The sequence below is a fragment of the Streptomyces sp. NPDC047014 genome (genome assembly GCF_040644195.1).
Classification (GTDB): domain Bacteria; phylum Actinomycetota; class Actinomycetes; order Streptomycetales; family Streptomycetaceae; genus Streptomyces.
Window position 1 is genome coordinate 31,996 of record NZ_JBEYVX010000021.1, and the last position, 23,232, is coordinate 55,227.

Here is a 23,232-nt window from a genome sequence, read left to right on the forward strand (position 1 = left end):
ACGCGTTCCCCTACCGGGGTACCCGCCCGCCGTCGCGCTGGAAGGGTTGGTCGAGCTGACAAGGCGGGCGGGCGGCGTGACGTCGTGGATGCTCAGCTGATGGAAGCTTTCCTGGCGTCACTCGGTGCGGTAGTTCCACTGTGGCGGAATAGCGGTCGTTTTCCTTCGTGTTCGGGTATCAATCACGCCGTGCAGATCCGTTCCCTGGAACGAGACATGTGCCGTATCAGCACCGAGGCTCCCTGGGCGCACGTGCGCCCAGGGAGCCTCGGGAGGGTCAACTGTTTCCGGTGGGAGGAGTTAGAAAGTGATCCACTCGGTGGAGTGGGTGACCTCCTTCAGGACGTCGGGGAGCGGCTCGACCCCCAGTCCCGGGGTGGTCGGGACGTCGAGGTGTCCGTCTGCGATGACGAACGGTTCCGTGATGTCCGTGGCGAAGTAGCGGTGCGAGCCGGAGGTGTCGCCGGGGAGGGTGAAGCCGGGCAGGGCGGCGAGGGCGACGTTGGCAGCGCGCCCGATGCCGGTCTCGAGCATGCCGCCGCACCAGACCGGGATGCCGTGGGCGCGGGCGATGTCGTGGATGCGGCGGGCTTCGAGGTAGCCGCCGACACGGGCGGGCTTGATGTTGATGATGGAGCAGGCGCCGAGGGAGATCGCCGCGGCGGCGTCGGCGGCGGACTCGATGGACTCGTCCAGGCAGATCGGGGTGCGCAGCAGCTTCGTGAGCTGGGCGTGCTGAACCATGTCGTCGTTGGCCAGTGGCTGTTCGATCAGGAGCAGACCGAGGTCGTCCAGCTTGGCGAGCTGCTGGGCGTCGACGAGGGTGTACGCGGCGTTGGCGTCGACCTGGAGGAGCAGGTCGTCGCCGAAGCGTTCACGGACGGCGCGCACGGGCTCGACGTCCCAGCCGGGTTCGATCTTCAGCTTGATCCGAACGTAACCCTCGGAGACGTAGCCCTCCACGGCGTCGAGGAGTTCGGGGATGGAGTCCATAATGCCGACCGAGACGCCGCAGGGGACGCGGTCGCGGGACGCGCCCAAGTACGAGGCGAAGGACTCTCCGGTGAGGCGGAGCTGGGCGTCCAGCACCGCGGTCTCCAGCGCGGCTTTGGCCATGTGGTGTCCGGTGAAGGGCTTCAGGATCCGTCCCACTGCCGCGGCGTCGATGTTGTCCTTGGGCAGGGCGGGGATGAGGAACTTGCGCAGGACGTCCTGGGCTCCGTCGACGTATTCGGAGCAGTAGCGGGGCTCGGACATGGCCGCGCACTCGGCCCAGCCCTCGGTTCCGTCGGCGGTGACGACGCGGAGCAGCAGCACATCGCGGCTGGTCTCGATGCCGAAGGAGGTGCGGAACGGGGCGACGAGCGGCATCGCGATGCGGCGCAGCTCGATACCGGAGATCTTCGTCTTCATGTGTGGTGGCTCCCAGGCGGGTGTTCAGGCGGTGGGGGTGGGGGTGCGGTGGACGACGTAGCTGCGCCGGTCGTGGAAGCCGACGACGCGGGCTCCTTCGGCGAGCAGGGAGCCGAGGGTGTGGCGGACGGCCAGCCGCCAGGCGCGGGCGGCTCCGGCATCCTGCTGGCGGAGAGCCTCGATGTCGTCGGGGAGGTCGATGAGCACGGTGTCGGCGTCGGTCGTGCCGGTTTCGGGACGGCCGTCGTGGTTGCGGACGCCGTGAACGGCGTGGGCAGGCAGCTCGGACGCCTCAGGTGCGGAGGGTTCGGGGGGCGCGGTGAGATCCCAGGCGGTCAGGACGCGGTCGGACTCGTCGCCGCCGTTGATGGCGTCGTCCATCGCGCCGTAGAAGGAGGTCAGGTACTCCTCGGGGCGTGCGCCGAGCTTGACGAGGTTGAAGTGGGCGTTGCGGCGGATGAGCGGATCGTAGGTCCAGGTGATCCGCTTGAGTCCGCGGGCGAGGGCCCACTGTCGCTGGTGCAGCTTGAGGGCCAGGCCCACGCCGCGGCCCTGGGTGGCGCCGGTGATGTGTGAGTGCAGGCTGATTCCTATGGGATCGCCGTAGAAGGCGACCGACGCTCCGACCAGGCTGCCGTCTTCGTAGGCTCCGGCGACGTAGTTGCCGGCGTGGGACAGGGCTCGCATGACCTCGGCGGAGATGGGCGAGTTGTCGGGCTCGGTTCCCCAGATGTCGGCGTAGAGGAGGGCGACGGTGTCAAGGTCTTCCATGGTGTGGAGTTCGCGGATTTCGGGTCCGGTCATTGCAGTGCTCCGACGAGGTAGGTCAGGAGCCGGGCGCGGGCCGGCATGGTGGCGGTGATGACATGTTCGTGGTCGGCGTGGGCGCCGTCGCCGACGGCGCCGAGGCCGTCGAGGGTGGGGCAGCCGGCACCGGCGGTGTAGTTGCCGTCGGATGCTCCGCCGACGGCCGCCTGCTGCAGCGGGCCGAGATCCAGCTGCGTGGCCAGTTCGCTGGCCAGGGCGAACAGCTTGTGGGAGTCGGCGGGGTCCAGAGGGGGCCGGTTGGGGCCGCCGTCGATCTGGAGGCGGGCGCCGGGAATCTGCGGCTGCAGGGTCCGGATGAGCTGGTCGACCGCTTCCTGCGCGTCGGCGGTGGATACGCGGACGTCCACGTTCAGCTCGGCCCGTGCGGGCACGGTGTTGTTCGTGGTGCCGGCCGACATCAGGGTTGGGGTGATGGTCGTTCCGGGCCCGGTGGAAGCGGTGACGGTGCCGGTGATGGCTTCGAGGGCGAGGAGCTGGTGGGCGAGTTCGGTGGCCGCGTTGACGCCCTTCTCGGGCTCCAGGCCGGAGTGGGCGGCGCGGCCGTGGACAGTGATGTCGTACAGGGACACGCCCTTGCGGCTGGTCTTGAGCGCTCCGCCCGGGGCTGAGGGTTCGAGGACGAAGGTGGCAGTGCACTGGCGCGCGATGTCTTCGATGAGCTGGCGGGAGGTGTCCGAGCCGGTCTCTTCGTCGCCGGTGACCAGGACGCACAGGCCGTCGAGGGAGGGCAGGGAGGCCAGGGCGTGGAACATCTGGACCAGGCCGGCCTTCATGTCGAAGACGCCGGGGCCGCGGGCGATGCCCTGCTCGATCGACCAAGGGTGGGTCTTGAGGGAGCCGATCGGCCAGACGGTGTCGTGATGGCCCAGCAGCAGAATGCGCGGCGTTCCGAAGGTCCACTGGACGTGCGTGACACCCTCGATGTCCAGGATCCGGGGCGCGGCGCCGAGCAGGCGGCTGCCTTGGGCGGCGACCACCTGGGCGCTGCGGGCCACCGCCTTGTAGTCGGTGGAGAAGGACTCGCAGGTCACGAGTTCTTCGAGATCGGCGAGCATGGCGTGAAGGCCCGCCATATGGTCCGCTTTCGCGGGAAGGGATTCATGGTCAATGGGCACGGGTGAGTCCTCCAGGGTGGGATGAGCGCCACGCTAAACACGCAGGCCAGGGCCGGGTTGGTAGCGGGGTGACAACCTGCGCGGCCGATTCGTACCCGGGCCCGAATCCCCAGGAGCGAGGCGGTGCCCGGCGGGTCCGTGCGACCCCCCGGGCACCGCCTCGGCTTCTTGACTGAGTGGTGTCAGCCCATGTGCTTGTTCATGAGCTGCCGCATATTCCCGCCGAGAATCTTCAGGACGTCCTCTTCCGGCAGGCCCCTACGGACGAGCGCCTCGGTGACCAGGGGCATGCCCGCCGGGCCCTCCAACCCCGGGAAGTCGAACATGGGATCCTCGTCGTCGAGGTTCTCGCAGCAGGGCGGGGTGACGTCCGTCATGACCTCGCGTACGAAGTCCGAGCCGAGGCCGACGTGGTCGATGCCGGAGACGGAGACGACGTGCTCGATGTGGTCGACGATGCGGTCGGTGCTCACTTTCGTCTGGTCGTCGGTGAGGAAGTCCGGGACGAAATTCACGCACACCACACCGCCGGTGGCGGCCACACCCCGGATCTGCTCGTCGGTGAGGTTGCGGTGGTGGTCGAGCAGGGCGCGGGCGCACGAGTGGGTGGCGATGAGCGGCCGGGTGGCCAGTTCCAAGACGTGCGCGACGCCGCTCGCGCCGAGGTGGGAGATGTCGAAGAGCATGCCGAGGCGCTCCATCTCTCGCAGCGCCTCGACGCCGGGTGCGGTCAGTCGGCTGCCGGTGGCGTCCTCACGGCTGCCGTCGGCGAGCGGGGTGCGTCCCCAGTGGGCGATCGAGGCGATCCGTACGCCGAGCCGGAAGAGGGTGGGGATGAGTTCGACGGAGGCGTCGATGCCCGGGGCGCTCTCCAGGGCGAGGACGAGAGCGGTCTTGCCCTCGGCGAGGGCCGCGTCGATGCCGTCGCCGTCCAGGCACAGGGCGACCTGGTCGGCGTTGGCCTCGGTGAGGACGTGGGCGCATTCGATCATGCGGAGGGTCTGCCGGAGCGCGCCTTCGGGCCGGTACTGGTCGTCGATGAAGACGGGCAGGACCTGGATGTCGATACCGCCCTCGCGCAGCTGTGGCAGCCAGCGTTCGCGGAAGAAGCTGCCCCAGCGCTTCGGGGGGCGGGCGGCGACGGCCATAAGGAGGTCGTTGTGCGCGTCGGCGACGACGGCGCGGCGGTGCAGGTCCAGGGACACGGGCAGGGCCTTTCGCATGGAGTGGCAAAGAGGGGGCCGGCGGCCGGGCGCGGGGCGGCCGGCGGACCGGGGCGGGCGGGGTCAGGAGTGGGCCAGGCGCGGGACCGCGGCCAGAAGGGTGCGGGTGTACTCGTGCCGCGGGCTGGTGATCACGTCCTCGACCGGTCCGGATTCCACGAGGTGTCCGTGGCGCATGACGGCGACGGCGTCGCACACGTACCGGACGACGGCGAGGTTGTGCGAGATGAACAGCATGGTCAGGCCGAGTTCGGTGCGCAGGTCGCGCATCAGGTTGAGGACGGAGCCCTGGACGGACACGTCGAGGGCGGAGGTGATCTCGTCGGCGATGAGCACCTCCGGCCGGGCAGCCAGTGCGCGGGCGATGGCCACGCGCTGGTGCTGGCCGCCGGAGAGTTCGCGGGGGTACTTGCCCGCGTAGGAGGAGGGGAGGGAGACGAGTTCGAGCAGTTTCGCGACCTCCGTCGGCCGCTGGGTGCGCGGGACGCGGGTGCCCTCGGCGATGGCGTCGCCGACGCTCATGCGCGGATTGAGCGAGGAGTACGGGTCCTGGAACACCATCTGGACGCGACCGCGTTCGACGCCGGAGATCGTTCCCTGGTAGGAGGTGAGGCCGGCGGCTGCGCGGGCCAGGGTGGACTTGCCTGAGCCGGATTCTCCGACCAGGCCGGTGACACGGCCCTCGGCCACCTTGAGGCTGACGTTGTCGACGGCGGTGAAGGAGCCGAACCGTACGGTCACGTTGCTGATGTTCACTGGGCCTCCCAGCAGGCCACCGCGTGGCTGTCGGTGGTGGTGAGGAGTTCGGGTCGGGTCGAGCACCGGTCGGTGGCCAGCGCACACCGGTCGGCGAAGGCGCACCCGTCGTTGACGTCACCGGGGGCGGGCTGACGGCCGGGGATGGTGGCCAGCGGCCGGGAGCGGTCGGTGTCCATGTCCGGCAGAGAGCCGATCAGCGCCCGGGTGTAGGGGTGGCGGGCGTGGCGGAGGGCGCCTGCGGGGAGTTCCTCGACGATGCGGCCCGCGTACATCACGGCGATCCGGTCGCACAGTTCGCTGACGACGGCGATGTCGTGGGAGATGAACAGGGCACCGGCGGAGGTGTCGTCGACGACCTCGCGCAACACTTTGATCACTTCGCGCTGGACGGTGACGTCGAGGGCGGTGGTGGGCTCGTCGGCGATGATCAGGCGTGGGGTGCCCATCAGGCCCATTGCGATGACGGCTCGCTGGCGCATGCCGCCGGACAGCTCGTGCGGGTACTGCCGTACGACCTGCTCGGGCCGCTTGATACGGACGCGGTCGAGACGTTCGACGGCGCGGACACGGGCCTCGGTGCGGGTGGCGCCGTTGTGCAGGGTGGCCACTTCGGCGAGCTGGCTTCCGACGCGCAGGGCGGGGTTGAGCGAGGACGTGGGGTCCTGGAAGACCATCGCCAGCGACGATCCGAGCAGCTTGCGCCGCTCGGCATCGCTCAGAGTGTTCAGGTCCGTGCCGCACAGCCGGGCGCGGGCGCTGCCTACCAGGCCCGGGTAGGGCACGATTCTTCCGATCGCGGCGGCCGTCATGCTCTTGCCGCTGCCCGATTCGCCGACCAGACCGACGATCTCTCCCTCGCGCACAGTCAGCGACACCTGCCGCACGGGGGTGACACCGCCGGGAAGGGCGACGGTCAGATCGCGGACCTCAAGGACCGCGCCGGGCACCGGCGTGTCGTGGGCGGGGGCCACCGCGGGGGTGACGGGCTTGCCCACGGGGTCGCGGGAGCCGCCGGCAGCCTTGGCGAAGGTGTCGCCCAGCAGCATGAACCCGAGGCCGGCGAGGGCGACCGCGGTAGCGGGCGCGACGACGACGGAGGGGGTGATGTAGACGTGGCCGAACGCTTCGTTCAGCAGCCGTCCCCAGTCGTAGGACGGTGCCTGGACGCCCATGCCGAGGAACGACATCGCCGACAGGCCCAACAGGGCGGCGCCCATCGCCTGGGCGGTGTTGAGGATGAGGGGTTCGGCGATGTTGGGCAGGATGTGCCGGGTCAGGATGCGGCGCCGGGGCACCTGCAGCATGCGGGCGGCGGCGATGTAGTCGGCGCCCGCGATGGACGCGGTCAGGGTGTGGGTGAGGCGGGCGAAGGTCGGCGCGAGCGCGACGCCGATGCCGAGCACGGCGCCTTGCGCACCGAGGCCGGTGACGACGGCGGTGAACATCGCCAGCAGCAGGGCGGGGAAGGCGACCAGGATGTCGACGGCGGCGACGACGAGCCGGCCGCCCAGGCGTGGCAGGAGGGCGGGCAGCGCGCCGAGCAGGACTCCGCACATGGTGCCGATCAAGGTCGCCAGGAGGGCGAGGCCCAGGGTGAGCCGGGTGGCGACCAGGGTGCGGGCGAGCAGATCGCGGCCGAGGGCGTCGGTGCCCAGCAGGTGCGTACTCGACGCCCCCTGGTTGATCTGGCCGGGGTCGATGCGGGTCGCGGCTTCCCCCCAGATCGGCGGGCCTATGAGGGCGAGCAGGACCATGACGCCGACCAGGGTGGCGCCGAGCAGGCCGGCGGGGTTTCTGAGCAGGCGGCGCATCAGCCCTCCTGGCGGGTGGGAGCGGACAGGGAGGACTTCGGGTCGAGGACGCCGAGAGCCACGTCGACGAGGAAGTTGACGACCAGAACGAGCGCGCCGTAGACGAGGATCATGGCTTGCGCGACGGGGTAGTCCTTCTGGGTGATCGCCTCGACCGTCCGCTGGCCCAGTCCCGGCCAGGCGAAGACGTTCTCCACCAGCACGCTTCCGGTGATCAGCCCGCCGAGCAGCAGGCCGCCCATGGTCAGGGTCGCGGTGAGGGTGTTGGGCAGCAGATGCACCGCGTACAGCCGCCGGACGGGCAGCCGTTTGGCGTGGGCCAGGCGCATGTAGTCGGTGTCCAGTTCGCGCAGGGTCTCCACCCGGGCGAGGCGGGCGATCATCGCGGCGGGGGCGATCGACAGGGCGGTGACGGGCAGGACGTAGGAGGCGGGGCCGGTCAGGCCGGCCGGCGGGAGCAGCCCCGCCCCGAGGGCGAACACCAGCAGCAGCGCGAGGCCGTAGAGGTACTCGGGGATGGCGACCGCGGCACCGGTGAGCGTGGTGAAGGCCGTCTCCGTGCCGCGTCGGCGCCCCTGGTGGGTGCGTACGGCGGCCCACAGACCGAGCGGGATCGCCACGGCGAGCGCGACGCCCGTGGCGAGCACGGCGAGAGCCAGGGTGTTGGGCAGGCCCTGGGCGATGATGTCGCTCACCGGCTGGGAGGAGAAGAACGACGTACCCAGATCGCCGCTGAACACCTGCTGGACGTAGTGCACGAACTGGGCGGGCAGCGAGTCGTCCAGGCCGAGTTCCGCCCGGCGGGCGTCGACGAGTTCCTTGGGAGCGGCGGGGCCGAGCATGTGCCGCAGCGGGTCGCCGGGAATCAGGTGGATCATCGCGAACGACGCCACGACGAGCACGGCGAGGGAGACGACCAGCCGCAGCAGGTGCCGGGCGAAGAACAGCGGCGTCAGCCGCCGGGCGCCCCGCGCCGGAACGGGAGCCTTCGTGGGCTCATCCGTGAGGGTGATGGTCACTTGTCGGCTCCCGTCATCCGGATCGACGTCGGGTCGAACAGTCCCGCAGTGATGCGGAACGTGGCGTTGTGCGCGGCGATGGTGAGGGTCTTGTCGACGACGGGAATGAGGTCGGCGCTGTCGAACAGGGCGCTCTCCGACCGCGCCCACTGGTCGCAGCCCGACGTGCCGGGAAGCTTGCTCGCCTCGGCGGTGAGCTGCTCGTACCCGGTGTTGGTGAGGTGGGCGAAGTTGCCGCCGTCGGGGGTGAACGGCCCGGACAGCGCGCCGAGCAGCTGGGTGGGCAGCGTGACGCCGAGCGGCACCCAGTTCACGTCCCAGTCCTGGGTGACCGCTTCGACCTCCCCGTAGGCGGCGTCCGACAGGGCCCGCAGCCGCACGTCGACACCGATGCCCTTCCATACGTCGGCCAGGTATTCGGCCGCGGCAGCCATGGTTTCGCCGGCGGAGATGCCGTAGATCATCCGGATGGTGAGCCTCTGGCCATCCTTGCGGCGGACGCCGTCGCCCGAGCGGTGCCAGCCCGCAGCCTCAAAGGCCGCCTCCGCGGCCCGCGGGTCGAAGGCGGGAAGGTGCCCGGTGACGGTGTCCCCGGGACAGGGGCGCGGCTGCATCACCAGGCCCGTGGGCCGCCGGCCGCTGCCGCCGGTGGCGATCGCCCCGAGATCGTGCAGGTCGACGGCCTGGAGCAGAGCCTTGCGGACGGCCGGGTCGTGTCCGGGGTGCCCCTCGCCCTGATGGAAGAAGAATTCCTGCGTGCCGTTGGACTGCACCGTCGTGGTGATGCCCGGAACTCTGGTCACCCGGGCCCGGTCCGGGCCGGCGAACTGCCCGGCGTTCAGCTGGTGCGACAGCAGCAGGTTCGCCGTGGTCGCCTCGCTGCCGACGACCTTGAGGACGACGGAGCCCGGCGTGGCGGGGTCGGAGGTCGTGGCCCCGCCAGGACCCCAGGTGTAGCCGTCGCGGCGGGTGAAGGTGTAACTCTGGTTCGGCCGGACGGAGGTGAGCGGGAAGGGGCCCGATCCGGAAGTGCCGCTCTCCAGCACAGAGCGGTCCTTGAGGCCCTTGCCGCACACGATGAACAGGTAGCGGGTGCTCTGCAGGGTGAACGCGAACGGCTCCGGCGTCGACAGTGTGACCGTGCCGGCCGCATCGTCCGCTTTCGCGGTCATCCCCTCGGGGACCACGACTCCGTAGGCGGGCGACTTGGTCGCCGGGTCGGTGATGTGGTCGACGTTCGTGGCGATCGTGCTCGCGGTCACCGGGCTGCCGTCGGCGCACGTGACGTCCCGGCGCAGGGTGAAGGTGACCGAGGACGGCTTGACGTCCCACTTCTCGGCGAGACCCGAGACGACGCGGCCGTCGGCCCCGATGGTGACCAGGGTGTCGTAGGCCAGCGACAACGCGGTGTAGGTGTTGGTGTTCTGCACCTGGGCCGGATCGAGCAGACCGGGATCGCTCTTGATCGCGAAGCTGAAGGCGTCACCACCGGCCGTCCCGGCCTGGCCACTGCCACTGCCGCAGCCGGCCGCCAGCAGCGACGCCGCGAGACACGCGGCAACCGCTCGGGCTCTGTTCATTGGGGGCTCCCTTGGGGCGGAAAGGTGGCCCCACATTCGCGATTGCTGGCCGGAAATGATTCAGACGGGACGACAAAGTCCACGGGCTGAGTTCGGATCCTCGCCCCAAGTCGTGGAGGCCGGGCTGTGCCCGGCGGCCCGCTGCGCACGCCCGGCTCGCAAACGCGCCTGCCCCGGACCGCGCTCGCGGTCCGGGGCAGGCGGGGGTTACGGCCTGTGTGGTGCTTCACTGTCGGGATCGCAGATGGTCGATGACGGCCCGGGCGGCCTGACCGACCGCCCGGTCCGCGAGCGGCTGCCGGCCGGCCGCAGACGAGGTCCGCAGGAACACGCCCACGGCATAGCGCTTGCCATCGGGGAACTCGACGACGCCCGCCTCGTTGCGGACGGCGAAGTCCGTGCCCGTCTTACCGGCGATCCTCACCCCTGCCTCGGGAAAGCCGGCCACCAGACGGTGCTGCCAGACCTGCTGGCTCATGATCCCGCGGACCTCCGCGCACGCCTCGGCCGGACCGGCCTCGTCGCGCCAGATCGCGGACAGCAGTGCGGTCACCTGGCGCGGGGTGCTCGACGGGCTGCGTTCCGGGTCGCTCACGCCGAGGGCCAGCAGCCGCTCGTCGGAGATGCCGGCGAGCTGGTCATCGATGGAGGAGCCCGGCGCGAAGCCCAGTTCGCGGCGGATGTCCTCGTCCAGAGCGCGAGAAGAGGACACCCCGAACCCCGCGAAGCCGAGCTCTTCCAAGGTCCGGCGAACCCGGTCGATGCCGACGACGTCCAGGAGCAGATCGGTCGCGGCGTTGTCGCTGATCGTCATCATCATGAACGCCAGGTCGCGGGCGCTCATCTCGACGTCGTACAGGCATCCGTCGGTGCCGCTGCCCCCGGCCCGGTAGGCCGCGGTCACGGTGTGGTGTGCGGCGCGGTCCAGTCGGCCTGCGGCCGCCTGGCGGGCGTACTCCAGCGCGATGGGGATCTTGAAGACGGATGCCAGCACGACCGGGGAGTCGGCGTGGTGACCGAACTCGGTGCCGGTGTCGATGTCACGGGCGTGGACGAAGCCTTCGACACCGGCCTGCGCGAAGGTGTACGAGAGCACGGTGCTGACCTGGTCGGCGCCGGTCGCGTGGGCGGCTAGGGACATGTCGTCTCCTCGGGTGTGGTGTCGGCCGGTGTGCGGCGCAGGTGGTCGACGGCCGCCCGTGCCGCGCGTGCGATGGCGGCGTCGGCGGCGGGGTTGCGGCCGCCGAGAGCGGGAGTGCGCAGGAAGACCGCGACGGCGTAGCGGCCGCCGTCCGGGTACTCGACGACGCCGGCTTCGTTGAGGACGCCCCACAGGGAGCCGTTCTTCGCCGCGACCTTGACCTTGTCGTCGAAACCGGCGATGAGGCGGTGGGCGGACAGCTGCCGGCTCATGAGATCGCGCACCTCCGCGCACGCTTCGGCCGGGCCGGCCTCATCGCGCCAGATCGCGGTGAGCAGGGAGGTGATCTCGCGCGGGGTGCTGGAGGCGGACCGGGTGGGGTCGAGCATGGTCAGGCCCCGGATCCGCTCCTCGCTCACTTTCTCGAGCTGGGCGTCGATGTCGCCGCCGGGGTCGATGTCCAGCTCTTCCCAGACCGGGTCCCACAGGTCTCGGTAGCGCCCGACCGGTATCCGCGGGCAGCCGAGTTCGGCGGCCAGGGCGCGCACGTGGTCGGCTCCCAGGATCTCCATGAGTTTGTCGGTGGCCGCGTTGTCGCTCATGGAGAGCATGAAGAACGCCAGGTCCCGATTGCTGATGGTGACGTCGTGCAGGCAGCTGTCGGTGCCGATGCCGCCGCCCTCGCGGTTCACGGCCGTGATCGTGTGCCGCGCCGCCCGGTCCAGCCAGCCGGCTGCCGCAAGGCGGGCGTAGGCGAGCGCGATGGGGATCTTGCGGAGGGAGGCGACGATGACGGGGGCGTCGGCCCGCAGGGCGACCTCCCGGCCGGTGTCGATGTCGCGGGCGTGGAGGAAGCCTTCGACCTGGGCCTCGTCGAAGATCGCCTGGAGGTCGGCAGCCGCCCGAGGGGCGGCGGGCGATGGTGCCATGGGGCTCCGATCGTGTTTCGTTCAGCGGATCTTGGGGGTGGCGCGGCCGCTGTAGTGCAGGTAGGAACGACCGTCGGGGCGGTTCTCGAACACCACGGCGTCCCACATGGAGTCGCCGTCGGGGCGGCCGACGAAGGTGGTGGCGTCGACCGCGGTGAGCTCCAGGGCCCGCGGCTGCGCGAGACCCACCAGGATGCCCGTGGGTTCGGTACGCAGGCACAGCCGCCCTTCGTGGGACGTGACGTGGATCTGACTGCCCGCGCGCTCGTAAACGCCGGTGAACGCGTCCACGTCCACCTCCACCGGCTCGGCGGGCGGCCCGAGCAGCGCCGGCACGCTGAGCTGGTGCAGATCGTGAAGGAGTTCGCTGACCAGGCGGTGCTGGAAGGCGACGCTGTCGCCTCCGTTGATCAGCACGGCGATGACGGTCCCCACCTCGGGCAGAACCCACAGGGCGGCGTGCTGGCCGATGGTGTCCCCGGTGTGGGAGACCACCTGCCGGCCGTCCCACTCGTCCAGGCTCCAGCCGATGCCCCACTGATGCCCGCCGGCATACGGATTGGGCAGGTCGACCTGTGCCTGCCGCATCACCGCCGGGTCGGCGAGCAGGGCCCCCGGGGTGAGGTGGGCACGGCCGAAGGCAACCACGTCGGCGGCGGTTGCGCAGATCAGCCCCGCCGGGCCGACGGACCGCGGCAGTCCCCACTGCGGCACCACGGCTCCGTGATCGTCGTGTCCGACGGCGGCACCGAACCGCAGCACATCCTCCGGCAGCGTCCAGGTGTGGTTCAGCCCCAGGGGCGCGCAGATCTGGTCGCGCAGCGCCTGGTCCCAGGTGGTGCCGGTGAGCTGTTCGATCACCCGGCCGGCGATGACGAAACCGGAGTTGCAGTACGAGTGGGAGTCCCCGACCGGGAAGGTCTGCTCCGCACCGGCGCACGCTTCGACGTACCGCCGAAGGCAGTCGTCCCCTCGGCCGGTGTCCAGGAACAGGTCGCCGTCGATGCCGGAGGTGTGGGTGAGCAGATGCCGCAGCGTGATGGCAGCCGCGGCCTGCTGGTCAGCCAGCCGGAACTCGGGCAGCACGTCGACGACAGGGGTGTCCAGGGTGGTGCGGTCATGCTCGGACAGGAGCATGAGCTGCGTCGCTGTCCAGACTTTGGTGATCGAGCCGATCTGGAACAGCGAGTCGGTCAGCACGGCGGCGCCGGTCGCGGTGTTGAGGACACCGGTGGCGCACTGGTGTACCTGGCCGTCGTGCCAGAACGCCAGGCCGGCGCCGGGCACCTTGGCCTCGGCGGCCAGCGCCGCCAGGCGGCTCGCCCAGTGCTCCATGTCGGCCTTCATGCACACCCTCCGAGTGATCCGTCGAACTTGGCCCGCAGCGTACGCACGACGAACCCCCGAATGGTTGGTTCCACGATACGAACCAACAGGTCACAGCTTGGATGCCCAGACAACTCAGGGAGCCGGTTCGCTTTCTAGTGTGGCGTGAACCTGGAGTACGAGGAGACGAAGATGCCGCTGATCGACCGTGACGACTCCGCGCTGGTGATCATCGATGTGCAGAGCAACTTTTACCCCCCGCAACGGCGCGATGTGGACCGGCAGCGGTTCCACGAAATGGTGCAGCGCATCGCCTGGATCACGTCGGTGGCCGACCGTCTGGGCATTCCGGTCGTGGTGACCGAGGAAGACCCCGGTACGAGCGGCCACACCGTGCCGGAGATCCGCGACGCGCTGCCGGCCAAGGCGGTCACGCTGCCCAAGAACGCCTTCGCCGTGTGGGACAACCCCGATATCGCCGCCGCGATCGAAGCCACGGGCCGCACCACCATGATCCTGGTGGGCATCGAGACCGACATCTGCGTCGCCCATTCCGCGATCCAGCTCCACCACGCCGGCAAGCGCGTCGTGGTCGTCGACGACGCCGCCTACTCGCCCGGACAGGCGCACGAGCGGGGGCTGCGGCGCCTGGCAGCCCGGGGCATCGAGACGCTGTCCACCAAGGAGCTGTTCTACGACTGGGTGCGCACCATCGCGTACGCGGACACCTTCCACGACACCCACACCGAGCTGACAGTCCCGCCGGGCGTCCGCCTCTGACAGCTCCCCAGGGATTGATCACGGGGCCCTGTGTATTCGCTGGAGCGGTGGTGCTCGGCGTCGGCGTGTTCGGCGCAGATCCAGCGGGGTGAGCCCTGAGCCCGGCGGCGCCCGTCAGTCGGTTGGTGAGAGGGGCGCCGTTCCTCCGGGGCGGGCCCCACCGTTGTCGTCCATGGCCATCAGGCGCAGCTGGAGCATCGCGGCAAAGCGGGCGGAGGAGTCCTGCAGGTCGATCTGCCCCACCTCGGCGACCCGGCGGATGCGGTAGCGGAAGGTGTTGGGGTGGACGAACACGCTGGCGGAGGCAGTGATCACGTCTCCGAAGGCGTCCAGCCAGGCACGCAGTGTCTCGATGAGGTGGGCGTTGTGCTTGGCGTCGTAGGCCGCCAGTCGCGCGAGGGGACCCGAGAGCTCGTCCCGGTTGGCGACCGCGAGATCCCGCATCTCCAGCAGCAGGGCGTTGACGTACACATCGGAGATCGAGGCCGCGTGCTTTCCGGTCTGGCCGGTGAACAGCACGCGCAGTGCCCGGTCGGCGTTGGCGCGGGAACGCGGGAGCGTGGAGGGTTCCCCGGCCACCGAGCCGATCCCTATGACGGCGCCGGCCCGGTCGCCGGTGCGCTGGAGGAAGTTCGACGCGACGTGCAGGGCGCGCTCCCTGGCGTGGGTGCTGTCGCCGGGCACGGGGAAGAGCGCGTAGGCCACGTCGCCGAGCAGTGCCACGGCGGACCGCGGCTGTACGGCGGTGAGGTGCACGGCCAGGGCGGAGGCCAGGCGCTGGCGCTCGGCCGTGACATGTGCGTGGTCCTCGCCACGCTCGGGTGCGAGCCCCATGGCCATGACGAGGGTCGGTTCGTCGACGAGACCGAGCCGGCCGAGTGCCTCGACCGCCCCGGCACCGCCCTCCAGAGCGGTTGATACGAGGTCGGCGCGCAGCCGGTTCTCCGCGTCCGTGCCGGCCCGGTAACGGAGCATGTGGAGGGCCACAAGCTTGGCCGCCTCCAGGAACGCCTTCTCGCGTTCCGGGGTGAGCGGCTTGCGCAGCGCCGCCCACACGGATCCGAGAAACTCGTCACCGGCACGCACGGCCACGGCGACCCGCGGCAGTGCCACCTCGTCACCGAGGGTCGGCGCCGGCACGTGCACCAGGCCCTCGCTGCGATACAGCTCCTTGAAGACGCCGTGCTCCTCGTGGATCCGCAGGTAACGCTCGGGGACCTGGCGGGCCAGGATGCTCTCCACCCGCGGGGCGTCCGCCTCGTCCTGCCGGCCGGAGAAGGCCAGGATGCGGGAGCGGCGGTCCTCGATGGTGATGGGAGCGTCCAGCAGGGTGGCGATCGCGTTGGCCAGGGCGAACAGGTCCCCGGACGGCACACCGCCCAGGGTCTGCTCCTCGGACTCCCCGACGTCGCCTTCGGAGAGCAGGGTGCGCAGCATCGCCGCCAGCTGGGCCCAGGAGGCGCCGCGGGTCAGGGCGAACAGCGCGACGCCGGTCTCGCTCACGACCGGTTCCAGCTCGTCGGCGTCCTCGACGGGGCCGCGGACAACGAGAGCGGTGGCACCGAGCGTGGCGAGGTGCCGCAGGAGCCGGCCGATCTCCTCCGCGCCGTGGACACCGACGCCGAGCACGATGGCGCGCTCCGGGTAGTGCTGCTCGTCGTACGGATCGTGGATGCCGACGCCGCCGATCTCACCGGCCGCGTCGGGGTCGCCGTACAGCAGGTCCAGGAGGGTGTGGCCGAAGTCCTCGAGCACCCGGCTGAGGCTTCGGGCGGGGTGCGTCGACATGTGCCTGATCATCTCCGCAGGTTAGGGCTGCCGTAGCCCTACGACGTGGTACGTGCGGACGAGGATACGTCAACCGGTTCGTCCTCCCCTACGAACCGCAGGCGGGGCTGGGCACCGGGCGCCACAGGCGGGCGACGGCGGCTTCGGCGAGGGCGTCGGTCGAGTCGACCAGCGGCAGCACACGCGCGGCCTGTCCGCTGATCAGCGGGATCTCCGTGCAGGCGGCGACGACCGCCTGCGCGCCCCGCTCCTTGAGGCTGTCGGCCGCCGTAGCGATCCAACGTGTGGGCCCGGCGGGGTCGGCGCCGCCCTTCACCGCGCGGATCGCGGCGTCCACGTACCTCTCCTGTACGGGGCCGGGCACCTGGACCACGTCGAGGCCGAGCCGGGCGCCGGTCCGCTCGTACAGGCCGGTCAGGCGCGTTCCGCGGGTGGCGAGGATGCCCACTCGCTCCAGGCCGGGCGTGCGGCGGGCCGCTGCCTCCAGTGCGGCCCTGATCATGTCGAGTACCTCGACCCCTGTGGCCCTGGACAGCTGCTCGGCATAGGCATGCGCGGTGTTGCAGGGGACGGCAATGCAGCTGACTCCCGCGCGCTGGAGCCAGCGGGCCCCCTCGACCAGGGCGGGCACGGGAGACGGACCCTCGCCGAGCAGTGCCGCGGTGCGGTCGGGCACGGCGGGATCGGCCCACATGAGGACGGGCAGATGCGCCTGGTCGGATCCGGCCGGGGTGCGCTCGACGAGCCGGCGGTAGAAGTCGGCCGTGGCCAGGGGGCCCATCCCGCCGAGAATGCCGAGGGTCGGACGGTTGACGTGACGCATGCGGGGCAGCCTTTCCGTTTCCCGCCGTCGTCCGCGGGGCCTCCCGCGATCGTGGTCCGATCGCCTCGACGCCATGTCGTGGGCGACGCCAAAAGGTGCGGCCCGGATTGGTACCGGGGGCCGAGCGTCCCCGAGCCGGACGAGGCATTGGGTCGCACCGACGAAGTGGCCGCACCAGAGCTGTGGCCTACACCGAACTCCTACGCCCGGGCGCCCGTTTCACTGGCCTTCTTCCGTCGCCCGTCCCGGCCTGCTGATCGTCAACGCAAAGGTCCACCATGCACACGTACGACCCCGCCCTCACCGACCTCGTCGTCGCTTCCCTGCGCGACCGCCTCCTGAACCGGCCCGTGCTCAACCACCCGGGAGAGGGGGACAAACTCGACGGCGTCCTGGCGCGGCTGATCGGACCCGAGGGAAACGATCCGGCGGAGGTGTTGCAGCTGTGGACCGAGCAGCTGGCGCCTACAGTGATCGCGGTCGACAGCCCCCGCTTCCTGTCGTTCGTCCCCGCCGCTCCCACGCAGGCCGCCGTCCTCTTCGACATGCTCGTCTCGTGCTCGTCGATCCAGGGCGTCTCGTGGCTTCTCGCTTCCGGTCCCATCGCCGCCGAGAACCAGGTGCTGCGCCTGCTCGCGGATCTCGCCGGGATGCCGGCCGGGGCCGGCGGGTGCTTCGTCTCGGGCGGCTCGGCCGGGAACCTCTCCGCCCTGGTCACCGCGCGCGACACGGCGCGGCGCCGTCGGGGCCTCGGCCCGTACGACCGTGTCCGGTTCGCCGTGTCCGACCAGGCCCATTCGTCCATCGGCAACGCCTTGCGCATCATCGGCGTCGAGCCCTTCGAGGTGCCGACCGTGGACCACCGCCTGACCGGCTCCGCGCTGCGCGCCGCGCTCCTCGCCGACGCTGACCCGTCCGACGTCATCGGGGTGGCGGCCACCGCCGGTACGACCAACGCTGGGATCATCGACGACCTCGCGGGAATCGCCTCCGTGGCACGTGACTTCGGCCTGTGGCTCCATGTCGACGGCGCGTACGGGGGCGCCGGCCTCCTCGCCCCGAGCGTCCGGGACCGCTATCGGGGCATCGAGCACGCCGACTCTCTCGTCATCGACCCCCACAAGTGGCTGTTCGCCCCCTTCGACTGCGCCGCCCTCCTCTACCGCGAGCCGCACCTGGCCAGAGCGGCCCACACCCAGGACGCCTCCTACCTCGACGCCCTGCACACCGACGACAATGCCCAGTGGGACCCCAGCGACTACGCCCACCACCTCAGCCGCCGCGCCCGCGGCCTCCCCCTGTGGTTCTCCCTCGCCGTCCACGGCACCCGCGCCTACACCGAGGCCATCGAGCATGCACTGACCCTCGCCCGCGGCACCGCCACGCTCATCAGGAACACCCCGTACCTCGAGCTCATCCGCGAACCCGAGCTGTCCGTCGTGCTCTTCCGCCGGATCGGCTGGACCGCCGAGGACTACGCGGAATGGTCCGCCCGCCTCCTCGCTGGCCAGACCGCCTTCGTCGCGCCGACCGGCTGGGAGGGCGAGACCGTCGCCCGCTTCGCCTTCCTGCACCCGGAGACCACACTTGACGTGGTCGAGGAGATAGTGAGCACCATGGCCTGAGACCGGCAGTGGACCGCTGCGATCACCTGCTGCGATCAGATGCGACCTTCCGGCGCTGGAGTGAATCTTCACCGCACTCGCCGCACGATGACAGAAGGCAGGGCGACCCGTACCCGGCCGGTCCGATGAAGAATTGGACCGTCCTCGCTCGCCGCTCCCTCTGACCCGGGCGCTGACCACGCGGTGCGGACACGGGCTCCACCGGCACCCGCGCCGGTGCCGTACGGCGCCCATGCTCCCGGGCCTGCCGGACCGGCACACCATGGTTGGGCCCGCCAGTCCGGCAGCCACCGGTCCATCAATCGGCTGGAGGTGCTGGCAACGGCACCCGGCAGCACGAAGGCCCCGACTGCCCGGGGAGATCGAGACCTTCGCATGCCGGGAAGGTGACGCGGTCCCTACGCCAGAGCGCGGAATCGGGGGCCGCGGACTGCACCGGCCCGACGTGGGGGTCCGGCACCAATGCATGCGCCACCCTCACAACGACCCATATGTTCAGAAGGTCACGATCCAGCTCTAGTGCCCGCGATCGTCGTGATATGCAGGGTCGTACTTGGTGACGCGATTGACGTGGGAAAGCTGCACACCGACATCTCCCAGCGCTGCCCTGAGGAAGTGCCACGGATTTGAGACACAGGACGTCGACCCGCACTGCGAGACCCAGAGACTTGCTGGTCAACGTGCTGCGCTATGCCACAAACGACGGGACCCTACATGTGCACACCTCGTGCCGCCCACGCGAACGTCGTTGACGCACCGCACCAGCCACAGGGCCGAAATGCAGTCGGCCCCGGGAACCTGGCTGGTTCCCGGGGCCGGTGGTGGTGAGGTCAGTTGTCGTCGGTGCGCCGGTGCTGGCCGGTGCCGGTCTCGCCGTCGTCGTTCTTACGGCGACGTGCGGCGTAGACGGCGCCACCTCCGGTGGCGAGAAGAATGCCGCCGATCGCCAGGAGCCACCCGTTCTTACTGTCGGCGCCGGTGTGGGCGAGGGAGCCATCGGGCTCGGCGTCGGGTGGGGTGGAGGTAGGGGTCCCGGCGGCGATGTCCGGGCTGCTGGAAGAGGACGGCGTATCGGCGGGCTCCCCAGTGATCGCCGTTGACGAGGTGGTCGGCGTGGGCTGGATGGTGGGGTCGCCGGTGGGCTTGGTCGTCGGCCTTCCGGTCGGTTCCTCTGTGGGGCTGGCAGTGGTCGTGTTGGTCAGGACCACGGTGGTCTCGGCGCCGGGCTTGGCCGTGATCTCCGCCGGGGTGGTCTCCAGGCGGTAGCCGCCCGGGGCCTTGGTTTCGGTGGCTGTGTAGGCGCTGCCGGTCTTCTTGCCGACCGGGAGAGGGGCCTTGGCGGTGCCGTCCGGGCCGGTGGTGAGAGTGAAGGCGCCCTTGCCGTCCTTGGCGTCCTTCGGGGCGATGTTGACGATGGCGCCGGGCAGGCCCTTCCCGGTGGCCTTGTCGGTGACTTTGAGGGTGAGGCCGGCGGACTTGTACGGGTCGGTGATCGCCAGGACCTTGGGCTCGCCCGGGGCGCCGACGACGTCCTGGTCCGGGACAGTACCCAGCAGGGGGCTGCCGGAGAAGGTCTCCTTGAGACGTACGACGCCGGGGGCGAGATCGGAAAAGGCGAGGTTGCCGTCGGAGGCGGTCTTGCCCTCGGCGAGCGTCTTGCCCGCAGAGTCGAGCAGCCGGAAGGCGGCTCCGGGGGCGGGCTGACCTTCGGGGTCCGTCTTGACGATGCGCAGTTCAGCCTTGTCCGCCGACGCCGGGGCGCCCTGCTCCTTGGGGGCTTCGGCGGACGGGGAGGGGGCTGCGGTGGCACTGGTGGCCGAGCTGGTCAGGACGGTGGAAGCGGTCAGAGCGAGCGCGGTGAACAGTAGGGGGCGGTGCTTCATGAGGGGTGCTCCGGGCGGGATCGTGCGGTGCGGGACGGTGTGGCGCGGGCTCCGAAAGCGGGCCCCGTCAGCGCGAGGGGTCAGCTGGGCGCGTCGCCTGTACGGCGGCGGCGGTTGATCAGGTAGAGGCCGCCTCCTGCGACGAGCAGGGCGGTGGCTCCGCCGGCCAGCCAGGTGGTGGCGGCACCGGTGTGGGCGAGGGATCCGGGCGGCGTCGTCGGCGGGGTGGTGATGGCCGGGGGTGTCGCGGGCGGGGTGTTCGGGCTCGGCGACGTGGGCGCGGCGGGCTGGTCGGCGAGGGTTACGGTGACGTCGGCGCCGGGCCGGGCGGTAAACGTGACCGGGGTGGCGTCGAGCTTGTAACCGTCGGGTGCCTTGGTCTCGCCTGCCCAGTAGCGGGTGCCTGCCTTGAGCGTGACGTCGAGGGGGACGGTCGCAGTGCCGTCGGCCCCGGTGGTGAGGCTGGTGATCACCTTGCCGGGGGTGTGCTTGCCGGCCTTGTCCGTTTCGTCGGCGTGGATAGCGATGACCGCGCCGGGCAGGGTCTTGCCTGTGTTCTTGTCGGTCTTTTTCACCGACAGGCGGGCCTTCTTGAACGGGTCGACGAGGTCGAGGGGGTTGGCCTTGGCGGTGCGTCCGGCGGTGATCGTGATGGCTTGCTCGGGGACAAGGTCGTGAACGGGGCTGCCGGAGGAGGTCTCCCGAAGCCGGTAGGTTCCAGCGGGGAGCTTGTCGAAGACGAGGCTGCCCTGTTCATCCGTCTTGCCCGCGGCGACCTGCTTACCGCCGGAGTCCAGGAGCTCGAACGCGGCGCCGACCAGGCGGGTACCTTCGGGGTCCTTCTTGCGGATCGTCACGCCGCCCGTGGCTTCGCCGACGGTGATGGCGGCGGAGTCTTTGACGCTGGTGGTGCCCCCGGCGAGCAGCATCCGCTGGGCAGCCGGGTTCTTGGGCATGAGAACCTGCAGCCCGATGGCCGGCAGCCCCTCGGCCGTCGCGGTGACGCTGGCGGTCCCGGGCTCCTCGGCGGTGAACTCCCAGGAGCCCGCGCCGTTGTCGTTGGTGGTGACCTTGCCGGAGGCGGTGCCTGAGCCCGACTCTGCGAGCGTGACGGCAACCTTGGGGACCGGGGTGCCGGCGGCGGTGGTGACCTTGACCGCGACGGTGACCTTCGTCCCGGCAGTGGTGTTCTTCACCGACGGCGTGATCTGGAGGGTGTAGGGGCCAGTGAGCTTCTTGGCCTCGGCGACATAGCCCTGGGCGAGGGTGCGGGCGGCCGGGGAGACGACCGGGTACGCCAGGCGCTGCTTGCCGCGCTCGCCGTCGAGGGCGTATGTGCCGCCGGCCAGGTACTCGTACACCACGGCATCAACCGCGGCGGCCTGGGCACTGTCGCGGGTCTGCCCGTACTTACCGATCACGTAGGCGGCCTCCGCCAGGTTCTCCTTGGCGACGGACTTCCCGGTCACCGAAGACGTCCAGGACGGAACCGGCTGCGGGTCGCCGTAGCCTCCGGCGTCGGCCGGGCCCTTGCGCCCGGGGTCGGCGCAGTAGGTCTCAGTGTCACCGTGGACGGCCGGGCCGGGAGGGCCGTAAGCGCCGATGTGGCTGGAGGCCGCGTGCCCCTCGGAGTCAGGGATCGCGTAGCCGGGGCCCAGTACGGCAGGGGCGTCTGGAGCGGCGATGGCCTGCGCGGGCAGCAGGGTGCTGGTGGCGAGCGCGGCAACGGCGACGGCCAGGTGCGCGGGGCGGGCGGGGCGGGGGCGCATATGGGGGAAGAGGTCCTGTCGGTGAAGGGAATGAGGGTGCGGACGCTGGTGCGTCGGCGGATGCCAGGGCGGCGGCCGACCGGGGGCCACCTACCGCTTCCGGGCAGGGGAGGTCCGGGGTCGGGGGGCCGCAGACATAAGAAGGGGCGGTCGGGTATGTACCGGCGGGGCGCCGGGGATCCACAGGCGGACGTAATGGCCGATCGCGGTTCGCAGCCGGGTGACGTCGATGCCGACCCAGGGCGCGTACTCGCTGTGGTTCCAGTCGGTGAACGTTCCGTACCCGTCATGGGCGGGGGCTCTGCCGTGCCGCCGATCTCGGACCTCGAAGGCGCCGTAATCGGCGAAGGACAGCACGGCGGTGTCGAGCCGCCCGTGTTCCCTGTGTACGACCTGCAGGCGCAGCCCGTCGTAGTGCCCGGAGCGGATCGTGGGTGCGAAGTCGATGCGCAGCAGCAGCGGGAGGTCGGGGACGGGCGCGGCGTAGTAGGCATCGCCGACGACAGCGGCCTCGGAGTAGGGCAGCGCGAGGTGGTCGGCGAACAGCTGCTCGGTGAACAGGGGCACAGGACTGCCTCGTTGGCCGGTCAGCGCCGTGCGGCGGGGCGCGCGGGCAGGGCGGCGGACGGGGTGGTGGCGGTGCTCCAGCGCGGAATGCCGGTGACCGGGACGGGCGGGCGGACTCCGAGGCGGGGGCGGAGGTCTCGGGGGGTGGGCACCGCCGGGCGGGGCGGTACCACGGGCGCGAGCTGAGCGAGAGCGGCGAGCTGGGGGTGAAGACTCTCTCGCCAGCGGGCCGCAGGGGTCGGATCAGTGAAGGCCGCCGCTGTGGCGGCGATGAGGTGGGAGGGCGTACGGCTACTGAAGGTGATCTCCGCGCGGGTGCCTCGGCCCGGCGGGCCGGCCCACAGCTGCGTCCCGTCCTCCAGGTCGCGGCGCGAACAGTTGATGTATACCCCCGCGTTGCGGTCCGCGGCAGCCAGCTCCATGGTGCCGAGCTCGGCGCCCGTACGCTTCCAGCCAGCCGCGACCAGCGGTTTCACGCTGTCGGCCCAGTACGCCGACGGAGCCGCGAGGAAGCGGTCCTGGCCGTCGGCCCAGTCCTTGGCGAGGGCGGTAGTCAGGGCCGCGACGAGCTCCGGCGGGGTGCTCTCGTTGACGATCGCGGTCCACGCCGGTCCGGAGACGGCGTCCGGCGCGGCGCTGATGGTCCACAGGTCGTAGTCGTCTCCTGCCCAGCCGATGCGGATGCGGTGGTCCGGGCTGGTTACGACGAGCTGATGCGGGCCCTCGTCCAGGTGGTGGTGGGGCCAGTGTGCAACGGGCGCAAAGCCGGGATCGCCGTGGCCGGGTGTTCCGGCGAGGTATCGAGGCGTGACGTAAACGTCGCCGTCCACGGGAGTGGCGGTGGCTCGGGGGG

19 protein-coding genes are annotated in these 23,232 nt (G+C 70.8%); 2 read left to right on the top strand and 17 right to left on the bottom strand.

The window, feature by feature from the left end; all coding sequences use genetic code 11:
- Window positions 1-300 precede the first annotated feature (300 nt).
- The 11 genes from menC to ABZ873_RS15115 all read right to left on the bottom strand — a co-directional run bounded on the left by menC (window position 301) and on the right by ABZ873_RS15115 (window position 13,165).
- A complete protein-coding gene (gene menC / locus ABZ873_RS15065) occupies window positions 301-1,413 on the bottom strand; it encodes an o-succinylbenzoate synthase (RefSeq protein WP_360870759.1) in 1,113 nt (370 codons plus the stop codon).
- 24 nt (window positions 1,414-1,437) lie between these two features.
- On the bottom strand, window positions 1,438-2,217 hold the full coding sequence (locus tag ABZ873_RS15070) for a GNAT family N-acetyltransferase (protein WP_360870762.1): 780 nt from the start codon (window positions 2,215-2,217) through the stop codon (window positions 1,438-1,440).
- A complete protein-coding gene (locus ABZ873_RS15075) occupies window positions 2,214-3,296 on the bottom strand; it encodes a M20 family metallopeptidase (protein ID WP_360870928.1) in 1,083 nt (360 codons plus the stop codon). Before ABZ873_RS15075 ends, ABZ873_RS15070 begins: the two co-directional genes overlap by 4 nt.
- A gap of 242 nt (window positions 3,297-3,538) precedes the next feature.
- Window positions 3,539-4,561 carry a membrane dipeptidase gene (locus tag ABZ873_RS15080; RefSeq protein ID WP_360870930.1) on the bottom strand — a complete coding sequence of 341 codons (1,023 nt, stop codon included), beginning with the start codon at window positions 4,559-4,561 and terminating at the stop codon, window positions 3,539-3,541.
- An 81-nt stretch (window positions 4,562-4,642) separates the two neighbouring features.
- Entirely contained in the window at window positions 4,643-5,335 is a 693-nt protein-coding gene (locus tag ABZ873_RS15085; RefSeq protein ID WP_360870765.1) for an ATP-binding cassette domain-containing protein, read from the bottom strand.
- On the bottom strand, window positions 5,332-7,149 hold the full coding sequence (locus ABZ873_RS15090; protein WP_360870768.1) for a dipeptide/oligopeptide/nickel ABC transporter permease/ATP-binding protein: 1,818 nt from the start codon (window positions 7,147-7,149) through the stop codon (window positions 5,332-5,334). The genes ABZ873_RS15085 and ABZ873_RS15090 overlap by 4 nt, the downstream gene beginning before the upstream one ends.
- Window positions 7,149-8,168, bottom strand: a complete 1,020-nt coding sequence (locus ABZ873_RS15095; protein ID WP_360870772.1) for an ABC transporter permease — start codon at window positions 8,166-8,168, stop codon at window positions 7,149-7,151. Before ABZ873_RS15095 ends, ABZ873_RS15090 begins: the two co-directional genes overlap by 1 nt.
- On the bottom strand, window positions 8,165-9,748 hold the full coding sequence (locus tag ABZ873_RS15100) for an ABC transporter substrate-binding protein (protein ID WP_360870775.1): 1,584 nt from the start codon (window positions 9,746-9,748) through the stop codon (window positions 8,165-8,167). Before ABZ873_RS15100 ends, ABZ873_RS15095 begins: the two co-directional genes overlap by 4 nt.
- A 226-nt stretch (window positions 9,749-9,974) precedes the next feature.
- On the bottom strand, window positions 9,975-10,889 hold the full coding sequence (locus ABZ873_RS15105) for a serine hydrolase (RefSeq protein ID WP_360870778.1): 915 nt from the start codon (window positions 10,887-10,889) through the stop codon (window positions 9,975-9,977).
- A complete protein-coding gene (locus ABZ873_RS15110) occupies window positions 10,880-11,818 on the bottom strand; it encodes a serine hydrolase (protein ID WP_360870781.1) in 939 nt (312 codons plus the stop codon). The genes ABZ873_RS15105 and ABZ873_RS15110 overlap by 10 nt, the downstream gene beginning before the upstream one ends.
- A 21-nt stretch (window positions 11,819-11,839) precedes the next feature.
- On the bottom strand, window positions 11,840-13,165 hold the full coding sequence (locus ABZ873_RS15115) for a serine hydrolase domain-containing protein (protein WP_360870784.1): 1,326 nt from the start codon (window positions 13,163-13,165) through the stop codon (window positions 11,840-11,842).
- A gap of 144 nt (window positions 13,166-13,309) precedes the next feature.
- Between ABZ873_RS15115 and ABZ873_RS15120 the strand changes: the two genes are divergently transcribed.
- On the top strand, window positions 13,310-13,924 hold the full coding sequence (locus ABZ873_RS15120; RefSeq protein ID WP_360870787.1) for an isochorismatase family protein: 615 nt from the start codon (window positions 13,310-13,312) through the stop codon (window positions 13,922-13,924).
- A gap of 114 nt (window positions 13,925-14,038) precedes the next feature.
- On the opposite strand, the gene ABZ873_RS15125 is transcribed toward ABZ873_RS15120, so the two are convergent.
- The gene (locus ABZ873_RS15125) at window positions 14,039-15,712 is read right to left on the bottom strand and encodes a helix-turn-helix domain-containing protein (RefSeq protein ID WP_360870789.1); all 1,674 of its coding nucleotides are present in this window, start codon (window positions 15,710-15,712) and stop codon (window positions 14,039-14,041) included.
- 88 nt (window positions 15,713-15,800) lie between these two features.
- A complete protein-coding gene (locus ABZ873_RS15130) occupies window positions 15,801-16,535 on the bottom strand; it encodes an amino acid racemase (protein WP_360870792.1) in 735 nt (244 codons plus the stop codon).
- A gap of 278 nt (window positions 16,536-16,813) precedes the next feature.
- On the opposite strand from ABZ873_RS15130, the gene ABZ873_RS15135 reads away from it, so the two are divergent.
- Entirely contained in the window at window positions 16,814-18,160 is a 1,347-nt protein-coding gene (locus ABZ873_RS15135) for a pyridoxal-dependent decarboxylase (protein ID WP_360870795.1), read from the top strand.
- Between the two features lie 830 nt (window positions 18,161-18,990).
- Here ABZ873_RS15135 and ABZ873_RS15140 read toward each other — a convergent pair.
- The 4 genes from ABZ873_RS15140 to ABZ873_RS15155 form a co-directional block, all read right to left on the bottom strand.
- The gene (locus ABZ873_RS15140; protein WP_360870798.1) at window positions 18,991-20,043 is read right to left on the bottom strand and encodes a SpaA isopeptide-forming pilin-related protein; all 1,053 of its coding nucleotides are present in this window, start codon (window positions 20,041-20,043) and stop codon (window positions 18,991-18,993) included.
- Between the two features lie 80 nt (window positions 20,044-20,123).
- Window positions 20,124-21,812 (bottom strand): SpaA isopeptide-forming pilin-related protein, encoded by a 1,689-nt coding sequence (locus ABZ873_RS15145; RefSeq protein WP_360870801.1) that lies wholly within the window; start codon window positions 21,810-21,812, stop codon window positions 20,124-20,126.
- A 90-nt stretch (window positions 21,813-21,902) separates the two neighbouring features.
- Complete coding sequence (locus ABZ873_RS15150; protein WP_360870804.1) at window positions 21,903-22,379, bottom strand: hypothetical protein; 477 nt, start codon at window positions 22,377-22,379, stop codon at window positions 21,903-21,905.
- A gap of 20 nt (window positions 22,380-22,399) precedes the next feature.
- A complete protein-coding gene (locus tag ABZ873_RS15155) occupies window positions 22,400-23,209 on the bottom strand; it encodes a DUF317 domain-containing protein (protein WP_360870807.1) in 810 nt (269 codons plus the stop codon).
- Window positions 23,210-23,232: the final 23 nt, after the last annotated feature.

Excerpts from the sequence above, each read along its gene's own strand:
- ABZ873_RS15115 (WP_360870784.1), bottom strand. The coding sequence starts at position 13,165 with ATGAAGGCCGACATGGAGCACTGGGCGAGCCGCCTGGCGGCGCTGGCC.
- menC (WP_360870759.1), bottom strand. The coding sequence starts at position 1,413 with ATGAAGACGAAGATCTCCGGTATCGAGCTGCGCCGCATCGCGATGCCG.
- ABZ873_RS15130 (WP_360870792.1), bottom strand. The coding sequence starts at position 16,535 with ATGCGTCACGTCAACCGTCCGACCCTCGGCATTCTCGGCGGGATGGGC.
- ABZ873_RS15140 (WP_360870798.1), bottom strand. The coding sequence starts at position 20,043 with ATGAAGCACCGCCCCCTACTGTTCACCGCGCTCGCTCTGACCGCTTCC.
- ABZ873_RS15135 (WP_360870795.1), top strand. The coding sequence starts at position 16,814 with ATGCACACGTACGACCCCGCCCTCACCGACCTCGTCGTCGCTTCCCTG.
- ABZ873_RS15145 (WP_360870801.1), bottom strand. The coding sequence starts at position 21,812 with ATGCGCCCCCGCCCCGCCCGCCCCGCGCACCTGGCCGTCGCCGTTGCC.
- ABZ873_RS15110 (WP_360870781.1), bottom strand. The coding sequence starts at position 11,818 with ATGGCACCATCGCCCGCCGCCCCTCGGGCGGCTGCCGACCTCCAGGCG.
- ABZ873_RS15100 (WP_360870775.1), bottom strand. The coding sequence starts at position 9,748 with ATGAACAGAGCCCGAGCGGTTGCCGCGTGTCTCGCGGCGTCGCTGCTG.
- ABZ873_RS15075 (WP_360870928.1), bottom strand. The coding sequence starts at position 3,296 with ATGCTCGCCGATCTCGAAGAACTCGTGACCTGCGAGTCCTTCTCCACC.
- ABZ873_RS15090 (WP_360870768.1), bottom strand. The coding sequence starts at position 7,149 with ATGCGCCGCCTGCTCAGAAACCCCGCCGGCCTGCTCGGCGCCACCCTG.
- ABZ873_RS15125 (WP_360870789.1), bottom strand. The coding sequence starts at position 15,712 with ATGTCGACGCACCCCGCCCGAAGCCTCAGCCGGGTGCTCGAGGACTTC.
- ABZ873_RS15105 (WP_360870778.1), bottom strand. The coding sequence starts at position 10,889 with ATGTCCCTAGCCGCCCACGCGACCGGCGCCGACCAGGTCAGCACCGTG.
- ABZ873_RS15070 (WP_360870762.1), bottom strand. The coding sequence starts at position 2,217 with ATGACCGGACCCGAAATCCGCGAACTCCACACCATGGAAGACCTTGAC.